The sequence below is a fragment of the Pseudomonas endophytica genome, assembly GCF_001411475.1.
GTDB classification, from domain to species: Bacteria; Pseudomonadota; Gammaproteobacteria; order Pseudomonadales; family Pseudomonadaceae; genus Aquipseudomonas; species Aquipseudomonas endophytica.
The window spans coordinates 1-18,323 of sequence record NZ_LLWH01000224.1 but is presented as its reverse complement, the minus strand read 5'-3'; the positions used below and the strand labels follow the sequence as shown (position 1 = coordinate 18,323).

Below are 18,323 nucleotides of genomic sequence, written 5' to 3'. Positions count from 1 at the left end.
CGCGCAGCAATTCACCGCAGCAAATAGCGTTGGTCAAGTAGTCATCGCCGCTGTCTTCACTGTGGAACAGCATCAGTGTGCTGCCGTCATTCAACGTGTGCAGCTCACTTTGGTACAGCGACGCCGCTTGGTTTAGGCAATCGCGATAACGCTCTAGCAGTTCCATCAAGCGGGCGCGTGGCAGGCGACGCAGTTGCTCTTGTGCGCCCAGTTGTACGGCCAACACAGCGCTGGGTTGCGAAGCTTTCGGCTTGGCCGGCTGAACCTTAGCCACCGTGGCAGGCACTTCTGAGGCGGTGTCACGCAAGTCGGCAAACGGATCTTCGTCGTCGTTTTCGTCTTCTTCGGCACTGATCGCCTGACGCGGTGCAGCTTTAGGCGCCGCCACGGCTGGGGCTTCATCAAACTGGGTGTCACGCAGGTTACGCACTTCGAAAGCCGGTTCGTCGTCTTGCGCTTCGTCGTCGTTTTCGTCGTATTCCGGCTCTGGTTCGGGCTCCGGCTCTGGTGCTGGAGGAGCCAGGCGTGTGTGCAGTTGGCGGGCCAAATCACCGATTTCATCTTGGCGGTTAATGGCCGGGGTGTAAGGGTCGGGCTCGCGTAGCCAGACACGCAATTGCAACAATGGTGTCGTAATGTTTCTGCCCAAACGCAGACTCAATGCCAGCGCCAATGCCAACAAAATGGCGCCCAAGATGCCCATGCTCTGCAAGCTGATGGTCATTGGTTGCTCGAACTGGTTCATGTCCAGACTGATGCGCAAGTGCCCAGCGGTGACATCCTGAAAGGTGATCTTGGTCTGATACACCCCTTCTGTTTCGCCCAGCAAATTGTTTTTTGGACGCTGCCCCGCTTCGGCAAGGATGCGGTTATCGACGCTATAAATAGCGGCATGCGCCACCAGCGGGTTTTTGGTCAGGTTATTGAGCAGCACGTTAAGGCTGAGGATGTCATTAGACACCAGCAACTCTGTGGCGGACGTGGCTGTTTGAGTGGTCAGGCTCTGACCCAGCGCATCGGCTTGCTCGTGCATGGCCTGTTTGAATTGCAAACCCATGACCACGGCATAAATAACCAGCGCCAACGCGACCAAAGTCACGTTATGGCTGGCAATACGCAGAGCGATCGGAACGCGTCTGTCGCGAAGGGCCCGGAAGATCAGCAGGAAGAAGTTATCGGTTTTGACAGGCGATGGCCGGTTCACTGAGCGCGGCTCTTGGTCCGTTAAGTTGGAGCGCAGTATAGCGAGCAGCCCAGAGACGGCAAAGCCTTGGCGATGCCCGATGGTCACTGAAAGTGGGTAGAATGCGTTTTTTTTTAGCGAATGGGGGTGTGCCTTGCGCGAAATCGTCCTGATAAACATCACCGGTGAAGACCGTCCGGGTCTCACTGCAGCCATCACCGGCGTGCTGGCAAGCAATGGTGTGAATATTCTCGACATCGGTCAGGCCGTCATCCATGGCGTTTTGTCGTTGGGTTTTTTAGTTGATATTCCCCAAGCTGAACAAGTGTCCGCAGTTCTTAAAGATCTCCAGCCATTGATTGGCAATGAGGGCCTGCAACTACGTTTCGACCCCATTAGCGAAGAGCACTATCAACGTTGGGTCAGCGAACAAAGCCAGAAGCGCTACGTGGTCACACTGATGAGCCGCCAAGTGACGGCTCAAGAGTTACTGCGCGTGACCTCGGTGATCAGCCAGCACGGGTTGAACATTGAGCAGACCGATCGTTTATCGGGCCGTGTACCGCTGGACGCACCCACCGAGCTGAGCAAAAGCTGCATCGAGCTGCGCGTCGTCGGTGAGATGGCCGACATTGAGGCCCTGCGCACAGCGTTCTTCAACTTGGCGCAAGAACTTAACGTCGATATCGCCTTGCAGGAAGACACGCTGTTCCGTCGCAATCGCCGCTTGGCAGTGTTCGACATGGACTCCACGCTGATTGAAGCCGAAGTGATCGACGAGCTGGCCAAGGCCGCGGGCGTTGGCGACAAAGTATCGGCCATTACCGAGCGCTCGATGGCCGGTGAGCTGGACTTCAAAGCCAGCTTCAAAGAGCGTCTGGCGCTGCTTAAAGGTTTGGATGTGAGTGTGCTGGATTCCATCGGTGCATCACTGCGTTTGACCGAAGGCGCAGAGGTGCTGTTTGCCGAACTCAAGCGTCTGGGCTACAAAACCGCCATTTTGTCGGGCGGCTTTACCTACTTCGCCAAGCAATTGCAGGCCAAGCTGGGTATCGACTACGTGTTTGCCAACGAGCTTGAAGTGGTCGACGGTAAAGTCACCGGCGTGGCAGTGGAGCCGATTGTTGATGCACAGCGCAAGGCCGATTTGCTGACTGAGCTGGCGCGTAAAGAAGGCTTGAGTTTAGAGCAGACCATTGCGGTCGGTGATGGCGCCAATGACTTGCCGATGCTGGCCATTGCCGGGTTGGGCGTTGCGTTTCGCGCCAAGCCGCTGGTTAAAAAATCGGCTAAATACGCGATCACGACCCTGGGTCTGGATGGTGTGCTGTACTTGCTGGGCCAGCGAGACCGCAACAGCCAAGGCTGATTAATGACCTGTAGGAGCGAGCTTGCTCGCGATCTTTTGATCGTTAAAAACAAAAGATCGCAGCCTGCGGCAGCTCCTACAGCCCATCGCTGTGATGTTTTTGGCACCGATGCGGGTGCGCATTTGGCTTGAGAACACAGTTGCTACAAGGTCTTGGCGTTATTCGCCGATCTTCTCGCCCATCATCACCGGCGTGCCTGCCGCCAGGGTTTCAGCCCATTTCACTTGCTCAGGGCCAAACAATACGATGGCCGTCGAGCCCAGTTTGAAGCGCCCCAGCTCCGCACCTTTTTCCAAATGGATCGGCGCACGCGCCGCTTCGTCGTAACGGAAGGTTTTAAGTTCGCGTTTAGGCGGCGTTACCAGCCCGGCAAAGACGGTCTCAATAGATGCCACGATCATGGCGCCAACCAATACCACGGCCATTGGGCCGCGTTCGGTATCAAAAATACACACCGCTCGTTCGTTGCGCGCAAACAGCTCTGGCACGTTTTCGGCCGTGGTTTGGTTGACCGAGAACAGGCGACCTGGCACGTAGATCATCTCGCGCAGGGTGCCTGCCAGTGGCATGTGTACGCGGTGGTAGTCTTTGGGGGACAAGTAGATGGTGGCGAACTCACCGCCCATGAACTGCGAAGCAACAGCCGAATCGCCGCCCACCAGCTCCAACACGCTATAGCTGTGGCCTTTAGCTTGGAATACACGACCGTGTTCGATGGGGCCCAGTTGGCTAATTGCGCCATCGGCCGGGCATAGGATTGCCCCCGGTGTTTGATCCAATGGGCGTGCGCCGTCTTTTAGGGCGCGGGTGAAGAACGCGTTGAAGTGCTCATAGGCCGTCACGTCTTCAACCAGCGCTTGGGACATGTCCACTTGGTAACGCTTGGCAAACCAGGTGGTGAATGCGTTTTTAAACCAACGCACGCGGCATTCAGCAATGCAACCTGCCAGGCGTGACAGCAGGTGATGGGGCAACAGGTACTGACTCAGAAGAAACAAACGCTTTTTCATGCAAAATCCTTAGTGTTTTACAGGCAGCTCGACGGGCGTGTCAGGGTGGTTACCCCATTCGCCCCAAGAACCGGCATAGGCTTTAACGCGCGGATAACCGAGCGCTTTGGCGACCAGATAGGTAAAGCCAGAGCGGTGATGGGTCTGGCAGTGAGTAATGACTTCTTTGTCCGACGTGATCTCTAGGCCCTTGAGGATCTGCCGCATGTCGGGGCGAATACGCAGGCTGTTGGTTGTATCCATGCCGGCGGTCCATTCAAAATTTTTAGCGCCGGGGATGTGTCCACCCTTGGCCGCAAACACTTTCTCGCCGCGGTATTCAGCCTCGCTGCGAGCGTCCCAGACCACTAAGTCATCGGCACCCAAGCGGCTTTGCAGGTACTCGCGGGTGGCGGTGGGTTCATCGTGCAGGGTCAAGTGTACCGGCCCGCCAACTACCGGCGGTACGTCTTGAGTCACGGCGTAACCCTCGGCTACCCATGCGTGAATGCCGCCGTCCACGTAGTGATAAGCCCGGTGCCCAATGACATCCAGTAACCAAATAAAACGCCCGGCCCAACCGCCGCCTTCGTCGTCATACACCACGTACACCGCGTTGGGTGTGTGGCCCAGCTCACCAAACAGCGCTTCAAGCGCGGCTTGGCTCGGCATCAAACCTGGCGCAGGAGGAAGGCCCAGTTGCGTGCGCTTAGGCTCGACAAAGCGGGCACCCGGAATGTGCCCAGCTTCGTAGCGTGCAGCGCTGCTCAGGTCGACCACGATCAGGTTGGGCGCACCGAGCCGTGCGTGCAGGTCGCGCGGTTCAATGACTAACGGCAAGCCAGAGAAGTCAGGCATGTGTTCTCCAGAGCAAAAAAGGGGTGGATTGTAGCGCAAGCGCTAACGCCCGCGAGTAGTAAAGGTGTGAAGCGCTCGCTCAATACATTGCGCGGTTTTACCAAACGCTTGGACACTGGTTTGCGAAAAAGGTCGGCCCTCTTGGTCGGCCAGCACCAGCATCACCACTCGCCCGTTATTGCTTAACGAGCGTATTAGCAGATGCTCGCCGGGGAATTGGTTGCGTAAGGTGTCAGGCAGGGCAGCCGAAATCACGGCGTTGTTTTCGGGGGTCAGACGCACTTGTGCCGGTTGTGCCATCAGACGTTGCAAGGCAGCACTGTCACTGACACTGAACGTCATGTCTAACGCCTGCTTGGGGAGGCCGAGCTGTTGAAAAGCGCGCAGCACGCTTGAGGTTTTATCGGCCATCAGCAAAATAATCCGCCGCATGCCACATGCCTGTAGCGCTTCAAGGGCGCACAAGGTCAGATGCATCGGGTTAGCGAATGCAGTCGGCTCCTCCAGCAGTTGGCTACAAAATTTGCGCCAAGCCTGCAACGCTTGCGCCGAGGGCGGTGGTGCCGGTTGGTTGTGAGTCGTGACGCGGCGCGTCTCCCACGGCATGAGCAGGGCCAGCGCCGGGTGCCATAGTTGCGGCGATGAATGATAGCGGGCGCTGCTCGCGGCGTTTTGGTGGACCTGCTGTTGCACGTCGTGCAGTGGCAGTTGCAGGTACAAGCTGGCCAGATACTGCCAGCGCAGGTTGTGTGGCGAGTCCCAGCCCTGTTGGGCCGACAGCGCCAAGCCATTGGCCAGTAACAGACTGTTGGCGGGATGATTCAGCCAGCGATGCAGCACCGGATCTGCGTCCAACTGTTGCTGTTGGATCAACGGATGCTGGCTGTCGCGTGCGATATGCAGGGCGCGGATCAGCGTGCGTTTGTCGTCTGTGATGACCGTGTAACCCTGCATCACCCAGTCGGGCAGCCGCCACACTTGCACCAATGCCCTGCAGATCTCAAACAGGCGTACGCCGAACAGCGCGTGCTCCACCTTGCTGGCGCATTCACCTTTGTGAATCACCCGGGTTTCCCATTCTTGGAGCTGTGTGGGGTGGCTGATAGCCATAGCCCATAACGGCGAAAGGAACAACACGCTGCCCCAATACACCTCTTGCCACAACCTCGCCAGCCGGTTGCCGAACAAACCGACGCCTTGTTGGGCGGCATGCTGGCTAATGAGCAGAATTTGCCGCAGCGCCACGGGAATTTCTTCAGCGGGCATCACCGGCATCTGTTCGAGCAGGGTTTGGGTGTGTTTTACGCCCAGTCGATTCAGGGCCACCTCAAGGCTGTCGGCCGGTTCGCTCAGGCTGCTTTGGGGCTGTTGATTGGCTTGGCGGATAAGGCTCAGTGCGAGCGCTGGGCTGTCTTGCATGACCTCTGCTATGTCGCGCAATGAGCGACGGCTATCGCTCAACGCCTTGATCACCCGTGCGTGGCTTTGCTGCGGGATCGGCAAAGCAACTGCGTCGAGGTGGGCGACCCACGCGTCCAAGGAATTGGGTGTTTCAGTCAGTTGAGCGGTTTCATTAGCCATGATGGGCACGTGGTCATCATCAAGTATTAAAGGCCCGGCAGGGGCCAAATGGCTTTTCGGCTTGAACGACTATAGTCTGGCGCACAATTGCCGATAAGAATAAGAAGAGTTTTAGCAACGCTGAAATATGATCTTGAACCGACTCAATAAGTACTTGAATACCTATGGCTAAAATTATCGGCATCATCGTCGTGTTCGCGAGTGTACTCGGCGGTTACGTACTCTCCCACGGCAAGATCGGGGCGCTGATTCAGCCTTTCGAAGTCATGATCATTGGCGGTGCGGCGTTGGGGGCATTCCTGCAGGCCAACCCCGGCTACATGACCCTGCACGTTCTGAAAAAATCACTGAGCATGTTCAGCTCGCGCTTTAGCCACACGTTTTATCTGGAAGTGCTAGGGCTGGTGTACGAGATCCTCAATAAAAGCCGCCGCGAAGGGATGATGGCCATTGAGGCCGATATTGAAGACGCGGCGGCCAGCCCGATTTTCGCCAAATACCCGACCGTACTCAAAGACGAGGGCATGACCGCGTTTATCTGCGATTACCTGCGCATCATGTCGTCGGGCAACATGGCGCCCCATGAGCTTGAGGGGCTGTTCGACATGGAGCTGTTCAACCTTAAAGAAGAACTTGAGCAGCCATCTCACGCGATCACTGGCATTGCTGACGGCATGCCGGGCTTCGGCATTGTGGCCGCGGTGCTGGGTATTGTCGTGACCATGGCGTCACTGGGTGAAGGCGATTCCGCGGCGATTGGCATGCACGTGGGCGCGGCACTGGTGGGGACGTTCTTCGGTATTTTGGCGGCGTACGGCTTTTTTGGCCCATTGGCCACCTCGTTGGCACACGATGCCAAAGAGGAACTCAACGTCTATGAGTCGATCAAGGCTTCGCTGGTGGCGTCGGCCTCGGGCATGCCGCCTTCGCTGGCGGTCGAGTTCGGGCGCAAAGTGCTGTACCCCAAGCATCGGCCGAGCTTTTCCGAGCTGGAACAAGTAGTTCGCGGTCGTTGATGCATGGAAAACAATCAGCCGATCATCATCAAGCGCGTCAAGCGCTACGCCGCAGGCCATCACGGTGGTGCCTGGAAGATAGCCTTTGCTGACTTTGCAACGGCGATGATGGCGTTCTTTCTGGTGCTGTGGTTGATCACCGCTGCCACGCCAGAACAGAAACTCGCCATCGGCGGTTACTTCAAAGACCCCATCGGCTTCTCCGATAGTGGCACTCCGTACATCATCGACTTGGGCGGCACGCCAGCACTGGCGCCGGACAACACCCTCAACCCCGAAGAAAAGCTGGAGCCGGTGCCGGACAAAATCAAAGTCGATGCAGACCAGATTGAAAGCATGGCCGAGCAAGTTGACAAAGAGCGTCTGGAGTTACTGCTTCAGGAATTGCAAAACAAGGTCGAACAGAACCCGCAGCTCAAAAAATTTAAAGACCAACTGTTGTTTGAGATCACCCCGGACGGTTTGCGGATCCAGATCATGGACGCCGAAAATCGCCCGATGTTCGATGTTGGCAGTGCGCGCCTCAAGCCTTACTTCGAAGATATTTTGCTGGCCATGGCCGACACGATTGCCGCAGTGCCGAACAAAATCAGCATCAGCGGGCACACCGATGCGACGCCGTATGCGGGCACCGGGGACTTTGGCAACTGGGAGTTATCAGCTAACCGCGCCAACGCTGCGCGGCGTGCGCTGGTGGCGGGCCGTTACCCAGACAGCCAAGTGGCGCGGGTCGTGGGTTACGCCTCGTCAGTCCTGTTCGACACGGCCAACCCGACCAGCCCGATCAACCGCCGAATCGACATCGTGGTGCTGACCAAAAAGGCCCAACAAGCCATTGAGGGGGAGCAGGGTGCAGAGCCGGTCAAGGCTGAGCAGTTGCCTAAAGAGCCGCAAGACCCGATCAGGCTTCCGGCCGAGCAACAGCCAAAGCCGATGCACGAAGAGCGTCAAAGGTTGAATTTGTTTGACGACAAGCCTCCAGCCACCCCGTAACGCAACCGTAGGCTGCGATCTTTTAACGATCAAAAGATCGCAGCCTGCGGCAGCTCCTACGAAAAGCAGATGTGCGGTGTTTAGTAACTGCTGTCCGGCAAGCTCGCAATGATCGAGCGATAGCTGTTCATGCGCTGTTGCTGCACGCGGCCGTCTTCAAGCGCCATCAGCAGCGCACAGCCCGGCTCGCGGTCGTGCTTGCAGTCACGGAAGCGGCAGTGGCCGATCAAGTCGTTGAACTCAATAAACCCAGCCTCCACATCGGCACGGCTCACGTGGCCCAAGCCAAACTCACGACTACCCGGCGAGTCGATTAATTCGCCGCCGCCCGGGAAGTGAAAGAGCCGCGCCGTGGTGGTGGTGTGCGTGCCCTGACCGGAAATCTCCGACAGCGGTCCTACCCGCAGGTTGACCTCTGGCAGCAAGCTGTTGACCAGCGAGGATTTACCCACACCCGACTGCCCCACAAACACGCTGATACGGCCGTTGAGTTGCTCTTGCAACTGCTGCATACCGTCACCGTGGTGCGCGGACACTTCCAGTACCGGGTAACCCAACTGACGATAAACACCCAGCAATGCATTCAGCGCCGGAGCGTTTTGCTCGTCGATCAGGTCCGCTTTGTTGAGCAGCAAGAACGGGCGAATACCGGCATGCTCGGCAGCGACCAAGTAACGGTCAATCAGGTTGGCGTGTGGCTCGGGCATGGGCGCGAAGACAATCACGATCATGTCGACGTTGGCAGCCACAGGCTTGAGTTGCCCCCGTGTGTCGGGGCGACACAGCTCGGTTTTGCGCGGCAACTGGGCGACGATAACGCCGATACCCTGATTGCCTGCGCGCCAGACTACGGTGTCGCCGGTGACCAAAGCGGGCAGGTTAGCGCGCAAATGGCAGCGAAACGTCTGGCCTTTGAGTTCGCCTTCTTGGGCCTCAACCTCGACCTGCACACCAAAGTGCGCGATCACTAGGCCGAGTTGCTCGGGGCCTAAGTCGCCACCCTCAAGTGCTTCAAGGGCACTGGACTCACGTTTGGCGGCGCGGGCAGCGCGCTCGCCTTGGATCTTTTCGATGCGCCAGTTTTGGCGACGATTGAGCTGGCGTTTGGCCATGGGTGTTCCGTGTTGATAAAGCGATAAGAAAGGTAAAACGCTGGCGAGTTTAGCACGAGGGCTGGGCGCCTAAGCTAAACTGCGCGACTAAGCACTGGAGGCCTTTATGAACAACGCGCAGAACCTGATCTGGATCGACCTCGAAATGACCGGCCTTGACCCGGACAACGACGTCATTATCGAAATGGCCACCATCGTCACCGACAGCAACCTCAATACCTTGGCCGAAGGCCCGGTCATCGCCATCCACCACAGCGACGAAGTGCTGGCGCGCATGGATGAATGGAACACCCGCACCCACGGCGGCAGTGGCTTGACCCAGCGGGTTAAAGACAGCACCACCAGCATGGCTGAAGCCGAAGCACAGACCCTAGCATTTTTGGAACAGTGGGTGCCAAAAGGTAAGTCTCCGATCTGCGGTAACAGCATCTGCCAAGACCGGCGTTTTCTGTACACCCACATGAAAACCCTCGAAAGCTACTTCCATTACCGCAACCTCGACGTGTCGACCCTTAAAGAGTTGGTGGCGCGCTGGGCGCCGGAAGTCCGCGACACACTGGTGAAAAAAGGCACGCACTTGGCGCTGGACGATATTCGTGAGTCGATTGCCGAGTTGCAGCACTACCGCAAACACTTCATCAAGTTCTAAAGCCACCGGTTTGCCGTGTGTAGGAGCAATCGAGCGTCGACCGCCTGCTCCTACAGGGATTGTTTTTTTGCCCTCTTTTGGTGCTTGCGCCAAGTGAGTAGACTGCGCGCCTTCTTGCAAGGACCGCCGCCATGTTGCTGATGCTCTATCTAGTCGCCATTACTGCTGAAGCCATGACCGGCGCGTTGTCTGCCGGCCGTCGTGGCATGGACTGGTTTGGTGTGGTGCTGATCGCCTGCGTGACCGCGCTCGGCGGCGGCTCGGTGCGTGATGTGCTGCTGGGGCATTACCCGCTGACGTGGGTCAAACACCCGGAATACTTGGTGCTTACGAGCGTGGCTGCACTGGTGACGATCTTTATCGCGCCACTGATGCGCCATTTGCGCTCGCTGTTTCTAGTGCTCGATGCGCTGGGGCTGGTGGCGTTTACCCTGATCGGCTGCATGACCGCGCTAGAAATGGGCCAAGGTATGTTGGTCGCCTCGGTGAGCGGGGTGATTACCGGGGTCTTTGGCGGCATTCTGCGTGACATCTTCTGTAACGATATCCCGCTGATCTTTCGTCGCGAGCTGTACGCCAGCGTGTCATTCGCCGCCGCGTGGTGCTTCTTGCTCTGCACTTACCTCGACATGCCCAACGAACAGGCGATTTTCGTCACCTTGTTCGGTGGGCTGTTGCTGCGCTTACTGGCGATTCGCTTTAACTGGGAAATGCCCAAGTTCGTGTACAACGACGAGCATTAATCGGCCAGCAGCGAGTCCACTAAACCGCGCGCCATTTCCATGCTGTGAATCACGCTCCACCATTGTTCGGCTTCAAGGCCGGACAGGTGAGCGCTGATGTCATCAGCGTTTAACTCTGCGCCCTTTAACAGCAGAGACACGTGCATCAGCGCGTCCCGTGCTGGGATGCCGGGGTTGATATTGAACAGCCGCGTACTGGGATGGGGGCGGGTGTGGAAGGTGTCGAGAGGGGGAGCGGGGACTAAGTGGTTCATGCGAGAAACTCCAAGTGGGCTGTCGCCAATCCGCTGTCAATCGGAGTAGGTGGCAGCTATATGCGGGTTGACAGACCGAGGAGTCTCGCAGGTTCGGCGCACCCGAAGATGCCCCGCACATAGCCGCCATAAAGCGGTGATTGCCATGCGAACTCAAACGGTCTGTCAAAACCGGTCACTGAAATCAGTGACTTGGCGAGACTAACTGCGGCCATCCAGCGCCACAAGGCGGGGAGGATTCTCTAGGAAACGTCCTGCGAATGAAAGAGACGAGGCCGGTGCAGGCGTTGCGAATTGTGTGGGATGTAGTGTCTTAACGTGTAGTGCGAGACGCTTTAATAAGTCCCGCCTCATTACTGAACACTCCTACGCAATACATAGGTGAAAAGGAGTGGTTGGGCTGAGTTATTTAACTATTCTATGGGAGCGGTTGATTAATAGCGGTCAGTTAAATATAAAAGGATTGGATTGATATCATGGACGAGTTATTGGATTCTGCGTCATCAGTGGAAAGAAATCAGATTGTAGGTGTGACCAAATTTGAAGTTGTATTTGATTCGGCTCCCGGTACGGCTATCAAAAAAATATACGCCAACGGGCGGATGCAAGCTCGGGTAGTCGTGTGTATTAGTTGCCATGATTCGGGAGGGAAAGAATTTCGCCCTACCCCCGAGATATTAGAAACACTTAAGTTAATTGAATATTTAGGTGGCGCTGATCTTGGCTCACCCTGGAGCGTCTCTAAAGAACCTAATAAATACCGACATGAAATGTCAGGTACAGGTGTGCGTGTTCGCCGGGACATTGGTGAATTTGACGATAAGGTCGTACGAATTGAGCGCTGGGTCAGTTGTGAACAGCTCGATGAAAAGCGGATCGGTGCAGCCATCACGTTGCCTAATGGCAGAACTGTCAAAAGCAATAACTCGAGCCCGGGAGGCAGCGACAGTTATATCACCCTCGAAGCCATTGCACCTGTCCAGTATGGCCATGAGAACTTTCGATTAACTAAAGTCGAGGAGTTTTCCGGAACGGAGAGATCAATTTACCGATGGTACTTAGGGCTGTATATCGGTGGCGCAAAATTACCGCTTACCGGTTGGTTTTCCCCTGGGTTTGACAGTAATAAAGGGGCGAAAATTTACTGTAACCCCTGGCGGAGTGGAACATGGGAGTTGCCGCAATATATAGTGTGTTTAATCGCCGAATATTATCATAAGGGGATAGTTGTATTTCTTCCGAAAGATTCGGTAGACCGCAGTGGGCGGGTTCTGCAGAACTATGTGATTGATGTTAATGATAGGCCGGGCGAAGTTTCGTTGGTTCAGGGTTTTTCGGGGTGGGGGGATAGAAGTGTGCCAGCCTTGACTGACCCGTTTGCGATCACGGTGCTGGATGATTTTGGTACCGGCCATAGTTTTGAAATTGTCACGAATCCGAGTAGTTTTGAACTTGAATTAAAATAACCTCGCCGCCTTTAAGTAGTGGCAGTGTGTTTATAAATAACTTATTAAATGGGTGTTATTTATGTCGGATGTGGAAGGCGATGAACTGTATTCAAATGCTTTTAATTTCAGCAGCTTCCTGTCGGGAGGTGTTGATCCGCGTACGGGTATTTATAGTTGCACGCTGTCATTGGGGGAGATCACGTCGCACTCACTGAATGGTCCCTCCTTGCCCATTAACTTTCACTTCAATCCGCTCAACCCCTTGGACCGCGGTTTTGGCAAAGGTTGGACGCTGGCGTGTACGCGTTATGACCGAACGGCTAAATGTATAACGCTGGTCAGTGGTGAAACCTGTAAAACGCTGGAGTTACCTACTGAAGTTCAGCTCGTAGACCAAAAAACTGAGCGTTTCAGGCTGGGCAAAATCGACGAAAACCGTTTCATCCTTTCGACCATTAATGGTCAGCGTGAAGAGTTGTGCATGGTGGGCCTGAGTAGCGTCGCCGTATCGCAGCGGATATGGGCAGCTAATGGGGCGAGCCTTGATTTGGAATACACGCTCTTCAACGGCCAGCCAATGCTTACAGCCGTTCGCGACAGCCAGCGTACGTTGCTGTCGATAACGCGCACTGGCGCCGGGGTACAGCTCAAGCGATACCCCAACTCAGATCAGGAGGCCAGTTTTGATATCCGCTTCACCAACAACCGTATCGTCAGTATTACGTTGCCCTGCGCAGGTCGTTGGGAGATTGGTTACCAAGTCATTGATGGGTTGACATATGTATCGCGGGTTTTCTCGCCCATGGGGGCTGTTGAGAGCGTCAGCTATAAAAAATCGGGCTTGCGCTTTCCGGTGGGTGCAGGCCGAACGGCAATGGCGTCGGTGGCAACCTATACGGTGTTTCCGGGTAATGGGCAGCCGCCTATCTACAAAAACTACCGTTTCTCGAGCCAAAACTTTTTGGGCTATGGCGCCCCCGGTGTTTCAGCGTCAACGGCCAGCGATACACTCTATAAAGTGGCTGGGGACTACAACTACACGTCCTACGAGACCCTGCTGCGAGATTCCAACGTTTATCAGGAGACGGTGCGTACCTATAACAAGTTTCACCTGTTGGTGTCTGAAGTCCGCCGTTGCGGCGAAAAAATCACCTCCCAGCTGTTTGATTATTACTATGAGCCAGGCAAAAGCTTTGAAGAGCAGCCCGCTCAATGCCGTTTACCAAAACGCTCGGTCATACGCTATGAAGACGCCAACTCGAAGCGCTCGCGGGAGGACGTCACGCAGTTTGAATACGATGTTTTCGGGAATGAAATCAGGCGGGTGGAGCCCGGTGGCTTAACCACGTTGACTGAGTATTTTGCAGCGCAAGGCGGTGTTGACTGCCCAGCCGATCCGCTCGATTTTGTCAGGTTTCCCAGCCAGAGAATGGTGTTTAACCCCGCAGACTCACAGTCTGGCAGCTGCATCACGCGCTACCGCTATGCGAGCTCCCCGCTGCTTGAGGGCTATTCAATTGCGTCGATTGTTCCTGTCCGCGAACAGTTTTATTTTCGCGACCAACAGGGCGAGCATTTATACGAACAAATCGACTATGAATACGTCAACGTGCCCCAGGCCCCTGACGTCCATGGCCGTTTGTTGGCCAAGACGTCGACGTTCAACGCTTTGGCTACCCGGCAATCGTATACCTACAGCGTCAGCAACCTGACACTGAGTGTTAAGACAGTGTTCACGGGGCATGACGCAAAGAGCGCCATGAGTACGGTTGTCTATGCCGCGCTGACGGGCAACTGCCTGTCGACCCAAGAAGAAGACAAGGCGCCTGTTAATTACGAATATGACGCTTTGGGGCGTGTGACCCGCGAAACAGTGTCGCAAGGCACGGCCTATGAGGCGCATACCGTGCGCGTTTATCAATTGCCGCAGGCAGAGTCTCAATATTCCACGCTATTGGTGACCGATGTGAATGGCATGCAGCAGCGGGTGACTTATGACGGTATTGGTCGTATCTGCACACTCGAAGAAGAGGAGGAAGACGGTTCTGCGAGTGGCAGCCCTTTGCGGGTCGTTAAAGCCAATACGTACAACAGTTCTGGCCAGCTTCAGAGTGAAACAGCCACAGACTGGCTCAATGGAGCCCCTTTGGTCCAGCACACTCGCTATGAGTATGACGATTGGGGGAAGGTTAAAACCATCCAGAGCCCAGATGGTTTGCATGACTACATCGAGCGAGAGCAAGAGCGGTTATGTGAAACACGATGGAAGCAGGGGCATGGCAAAACCGTGACGTTTTTCAATGGGCGGGGCAAGCCTGTGAGTGTCGAGTTGTTCGACTTGGAGGGGCTTAGCCAAGCTAAAACGACTTATGTGTATGATGGTTTTGATAGGTGTGTGCAACAGATAGACCCCGCAGGCAACGTGACCTCCTTTCACTACGATGCGTTTGATCGTCTCAGCCGAAGTACGTTGCCAGATGGCAATGTGGTTGAAACCCGTTATGCGTCTTTTAGTCATGACACACTGCCTGTGGAGATTGTCGTGGCTGGCAAGACCTTGGGCAGCCAAACCTTCGATAGCTTGGGTCGATTGACCAGCGCCGTGACGGGAGGGCGGGAGCTCAAGCACGAATACGTTGGCTCGGGGGCCGCTCCCACGGCCATCATCCAGCCTGATGGTCGACGCGTTACACACCAATACGAGCCTTTGCTGAATGGGCTTTTGACCCGGCGTACACAGGCCGATCAAGTCTCGAGCTATGCTTATTACCCTCGGTCGGGGTTGATCTCGGAGTGCTCCGAGCAGGGTCGTGTGGGTACTTTTCAATATTCGCGTGCCGGGTGGCTGACCCATGAGCGATGGGTTTTGCCAGGACACTCCTATGAAACAACCAACCGCTATTCGTTGGGCGGGCGTGTGTTGAGTCATGTAGACGTGAAAGGGGAAAAACACCGTTACGAGTACGATGCCGCGGGTCGTGTTAAATCTTTCAGACACACCAATTTGAATGCTGAGCTCACGTACAACGCGCTAGGTCAATTGAGTGTGATAAGCGCGACAGATGCAGCATCGCATCAGTTGAAGACCACGCTGAGCTATGACGCGCTGGCGCGTGAAGTGCAGCGAGTGATCGAGCTTGTTGGCAGTGAGTCGTATACGTTAACAACCCGCTACACCAAGGCCAGCAAAGTGGCACAGCGCACCCTGATTGGCTCGGCCGGTATGCTTCGGGACGAAAAATTTAGTTATGACGCGCGGGGCAGGCTAGAAACCTACCGCTGCGAGGGCGCGCACCGACCGCTTGATGTTTTGGGCAGAGAAATAGCGGGGCAACGGTTCACGTTCGACGCGTTTGACAATATTGTTTCGCTGGAAACCCAATTCCCGGGGGGAGTAAATACGACTACCTATACGATGAGTGAGCGTGATCCGACCCAATTGATCAGCATCCAGCACTCTCATCCGGATTATCCGGCCGCTATCACGTTGCGTTATGACGCTAACGGGAAGCTGATAATCGACACTCAGGGTCGCAGTCTTGGCTATGACGGGCTGGGTCGCTTGAGCGAAGTGTCAGTGGCAGTGAATTCGGTCATCCGGCGTTATGGGTATGACGCCCGGGATCGGTTAGTTGAAATGACCGACAACGAGAAAACATCCACGCATCTTTTTTATCGAGATGATGCAGTCAGCAGCGAAGTTCGGGGCGCTGATGCTGCGACATTCTTCAGGCTGGGGGATGTATTACTGGGGCAAAGCTTGCGTGGCTCGCTTGATCAGACGGTGTTGTTAGGTGTCGACCATCAAAATACTGTCGTGGCCGAGGCGGCACCTTTACGCGCTGTCACCTATACACCCTATGGTGCCCGGACGGCCCAGGATGGCCTGCAGAGTTTGTTAGGGTTAAATAATGAGCGGTTTGATTCGATAACCGGGTGCTACCTATTGGGTAATGGTTATCGCGCTTATGATCCGCTGCTGATGCGTTTTCAAAGCCCTGACAGCCTTAGCCCGTTTGGTGAAGGTGGCCTCAACCCTTATGTGTATTGCTTGGGTGATCCAATTAATCGCAGTGACCCGACTGGGCACTCTTCATGGCAGGCCTGGTTGGGTGTTGGCCTTGCTGTGTTCGGTATTTTTGCGAGCATTCTAAGCTTCGGCGCCGCGACTCCTTTGGCGATTACCGGGTTGGTGGCGGGAGTCGCCAGTGGCGTCACAGGTATCGCGGGGGCCGCGGTGCAGGAGTTTTTTCCGAGCTCGGGCGCAGGGGATGTGCTGGGTTACGTGAGTTTAGGCTTGGGGCTTTTATCGTTAGGGGCCGGACTCACGGCCTCGACGAAAGCATTCAGCCAATGGGGTAACCGCATGAATGACGCATTCAAACAAGGCCTCTCTGGAAGGGGGGTAGCAAAGGCGGCAAAGCGGATGGCAAAGTTAAATCCGGTAGAGGAAGAGTCGTCGGTCACGTGGAAACTTATCAGGCCCAAACCGCGAAGTATAAGGTCCGACTTGAGCGATGGCGCAATGCGTGATTATGAAGTGTTCACTGACGCGATTGGTAAGGAGAATCTTCACCCTAAACTTGCCGCTGAACGAATAGGTGATTCGAAGTACAGCAAATTACGAGGTACTACGAATCAATTTGAAGTGCGTATTGGTGGTAAGGACCGCGTGACGTTTTTACTTCGGAGGGCCTCTGTAGAGATCTTGCAAGTCGGAGGGCACAGTTGAGTTAAGGCCAGGGTCTGTTTGCCGAGTGGCGTGTTGTGCCAACGCCCACTCTACATGCTCCTGCACCAACGCGGATGGGTACTCGCGCCGCGCTTTCAGCGCTTCCAGCACGGGAATGGTTGAAGGCGCATTGCCCAGTCCCACCGCCAAATTGCGCAGCCAGCGTTCGTAACCGGCCCGTCGCAGAGGCGAGCCTTCGGTGCTGCTGAGAAATGTGTCCTCGCCCCACATAAACAGTTCGGCCAATTGGGCGTTGTCCAAGTTATGCCGGGGCTTGAAGTCGCCCTCGCAGGTGGTGCGGGCAAAGCGGTTCCACGGGCAGACGATCTGGCAGTCGTCGCAGCCAAACACCCGATTGCCAATTAGCGGGCGCAACTCTTCGGGGATCGCGGTTTTCAGTTCGATGGTCAGGTACGAAATGCAGCGTCGCGCATCCAGCACGTACGGGCCGACAAACGCGTTGGTCGGGCAAATGTCCAGGCACGCGGTGCAGCGCCCGCAATGTTCTGTTTCGTGAGGTTCATCCACTGGCAGCGGCAAATCCACAAACAGTTCACTCAAAAAGAAGTAACTGCCCGCCTTGCGATTAAGCACCAAGGTGTTTTTGCCGATCCAGCCCAGCCCGGCTTTTTGTGCGATGGCTTTTTCCAGCACTGGGGCGCTGTCGACAAAGGCGCGAAAGCCAAACGGGCCTATCTCCTTTTGAATACGGTCGGCCAATTGCTGCACGCGTTTGCGGATTAGTTTGTGGTAGTCACGGCCCAAGGCGTAACGCGAGATGTAGGCTTTTTCGGGCTGGGCCAGCATCTGCGCCATGTGTGTGTCGCCGGGCAGGTAGTCCATGCGCAACGACACCACGCGCAAGGTCCCGGGCACTAGTTCTTCTGGGTGTGAGCGCTTGCTGCCGTGAGCGCCCATGTACTCCATCTCGCCGTGATAGCCCGCGGCCAGCCAGCGTTCTAAATGGTGCTCATGCTCCCCGAGGTCAAGGCCCGCGATGGCGACTTGTTGAAAGCCCAGCTCACGGCCCCATTCTTTGATGGACTGGGCTAGAGCAGGTAGGTCGGCAGTAATAGCAGGCATGAGGCAAGAGAAACCAGAGCTGAGATGCGTATAATTCTGCCAGACATCGGAGCCCGACACGCATGCCGCAGACCAAACACTCGTTTCCTGAACCCACGCCGCTTTTGGCAGACACCCTGCCGCGACTGCCTGCACGCTCGCCAGACGCCCACAAAGGGCAGTTTGGACATGTGCTGCTGATTGGCGGAGATCGAGGGTTTGGCGGCTCCATTACCCTCAGCGCCCAGAGTGCATTGCGCTGTGGTGCTGGCCTTGTGTCGCTGGCGACCCGCCCTGAGCATGTGTCGATGGCCTTGACGCGTTTGCCCGCGG

General features: G+C 55.9%; 15 protein-coding genes. 8 read left to right on the top strand and 7 right to left on the bottom strand.

Annotated features, from left to right (window positions below):
- Positions 1–1,204, bottom strand: a 1,204-nt coding sequence (locus AQS70_RS21435) for an AhpA/YtjB family protein (RefSeq protein WP_055104745.1), incomplete at its 3' end; no start/stop codon positions are given.
- A gap of 133 nt (positions 1,205–1,337) precedes the next feature.
- Here AQS70_RS21435 and serB point away from each other — a divergent pair.
- Positions 1,338–2,552, top strand: coding sequence for a phosphoserine phosphatase SerB (gene serB / locus AQS70_RS21430; protein ID WP_055104744.1), 1,215 nt, complete (start codon positions 1,338–1,340; stop codon positions 2,550–2,552).
- A gap of 159 nt (positions 2,553–2,711) precedes the next feature.
- On the opposite strand, the gene asd is transcribed toward serB, so the two are convergent.
- From asd to AQS70_RS21415, 3 genes are read right to left on the bottom strand one after another with little or no spacing between them, the layout of a single operon-like run.
- Entirely contained in the window at positions 2,712–3,563 is an 852-nt protein-coding gene (gene asd, locus AQS70_RS21425) for an archaetidylserine decarboxylase (RefSeq protein ID WP_055104743.1), read from the bottom strand.
- A gap of 9 nt (positions 3,564–3,572) precedes the next feature.
- On the bottom strand, positions 3,573–4,400 hold the full coding sequence (locus AQS70_RS21420) for a rhodanese-like domain-containing protein (protein ID WP_055104742.1): 828 nt from the start codon (positions 4,398–4,400) through the stop codon (positions 3,573–3,575).
- 42 nt (positions 4,401–4,442) lie between these two features.
- The gene (locus tag AQS70_RS21415) at positions 4,443–5,981 is read right to left on the bottom strand and encodes an HDOD domain-containing protein (RefSeq protein WP_055104741.1); all 1,539 of its coding nucleotides are present in this window, start codon (positions 5,979–5,981) and stop codon (positions 4,443–4,445) included.
- A 164-nt stretch (positions 5,982–6,145) separates the two neighbouring features.
- On the opposite strand from AQS70_RS21415, the gene motA reads away from it, so the two are divergent.
- Positions 6,146–6,997, top strand: a complete 852-nt coding sequence (gene motA / locus AQS70_RS21410) for a flagellar motor stator protein MotA (protein WP_055104740.1) — start codon at positions 6,146–6,148, stop codon at positions 6,995–6,997.
- Between the two features lie 3 nt (positions 6,998–7,000).
- Positions 7,001–7,990 carry a flagellar motor protein MotB gene (gene motB, locus AQS70_RS21405; RefSeq protein ID WP_055104739.1) on the top strand — a complete coding sequence of 330 codons (990 nt, stop codon included), beginning with the start codon at positions 7,001–7,003 and terminating at the stop codon, positions 7,988–7,990.
- An 80-nt stretch (positions 7,991–8,070) separates the two neighbouring features.
- Here motB and rsgA read toward each other — a convergent pair whose 3' ends face one another.
- Complete coding sequence (rsgA, locus tag AQS70_RS21400; RefSeq protein WP_055104738.1) at positions 8,071–9,102, bottom strand: small ribosomal subunit biogenesis GTPase RsgA; 1,032 nt, start codon at positions 9,100–9,102, stop codon at positions 8,071–8,073.
- Between the two features lie 106 nt (positions 9,103–9,208).
- On the opposite strand from rsgA, the gene orn reads away from it, so the two are divergent.
- Together orn and AQS70_RS21390 are read left to right on the top strand one after the other, a co-directional pair.
- Positions 9,209–9,751, top strand: a complete 543-nt coding sequence (gene orn, locus AQS70_RS21395; protein WP_055104737.1) for an oligoribonuclease — start codon at positions 9,209–9,211, stop codon at positions 9,749–9,751.
- Between the two features lie 131 nt (positions 9,752–9,882).
- Positions 9,883–10,494 carry a trimeric intracellular cation channel family protein gene (locus AQS70_RS21390; protein WP_055104736.1) on the top strand — a complete coding sequence of 204 codons (612 nt, stop codon included), beginning with the start codon at positions 9,883–9,885 and terminating at the stop codon, positions 10,492–10,494.
- On the opposite strand, the gene AQS70_RS21385 is transcribed toward AQS70_RS21390, so the two are convergent.
- Positions 10,491–10,748, bottom strand: a complete 258-nt coding sequence (locus tag AQS70_RS21385; RefSeq protein WP_055104735.1) for a DUF3077 domain-containing protein — start codon at positions 10,746–10,748, stop codon at positions 10,491–10,493. The two genes, AQS70_RS21390 and AQS70_RS21385, sit on opposite strands and share 4 nt — an antisense overlap.
- A gap of 476 nt (positions 10,749–11,224) precedes the next feature.
- Between AQS70_RS21385 and AQS70_RS21380 the strand changes: the two genes are divergently transcribed.
- Positions 11,225–12,214 (top strand): hypothetical protein, encoded by a 990-nt coding sequence (locus AQS70_RS21380; protein ID WP_055104734.1) that lies wholly within the window; start codon positions 11,225–11,227, stop codon positions 12,212–12,214.
- A gap of 61 nt (positions 12,215–12,275) precedes the next feature.
- Positions 12,276–16,928, top strand: coding sequence for an RHS repeat domain-containing protein (locus tag AQS70_RS21375; RefSeq protein WP_055104733.1), 4,653 nt, complete (start codon positions 12,276–12,278; stop codon positions 16,926–16,928).
- On the opposite strand, the gene queG is transcribed toward AQS70_RS21375, so the two are convergent.
- Entirely contained in the window at positions 16,878–18,011 is a 1,134-nt protein-coding gene (queG, locus tag AQS70_RS21370) for a tRNA epoxyqueuosine(34) reductase QueG (RefSeq protein WP_241492878.1), read from the bottom strand. The genes AQS70_RS21375 and queG overlap by 51 nt on opposite strands.
- 62 nt (positions 18,012–18,073) lie before the next feature.
- On the opposite strand from queG, the gene AQS70_RS21365 reads away from it, so the two are divergent.
- A partial coding sequence (locus AQS70_RS21365) for an NAD(P)H-hydrate dehydratase (protein ID WP_277620604.1) occupies positions 18,074–18,323 on the top strand: 250 nt, incomplete at its 3' end.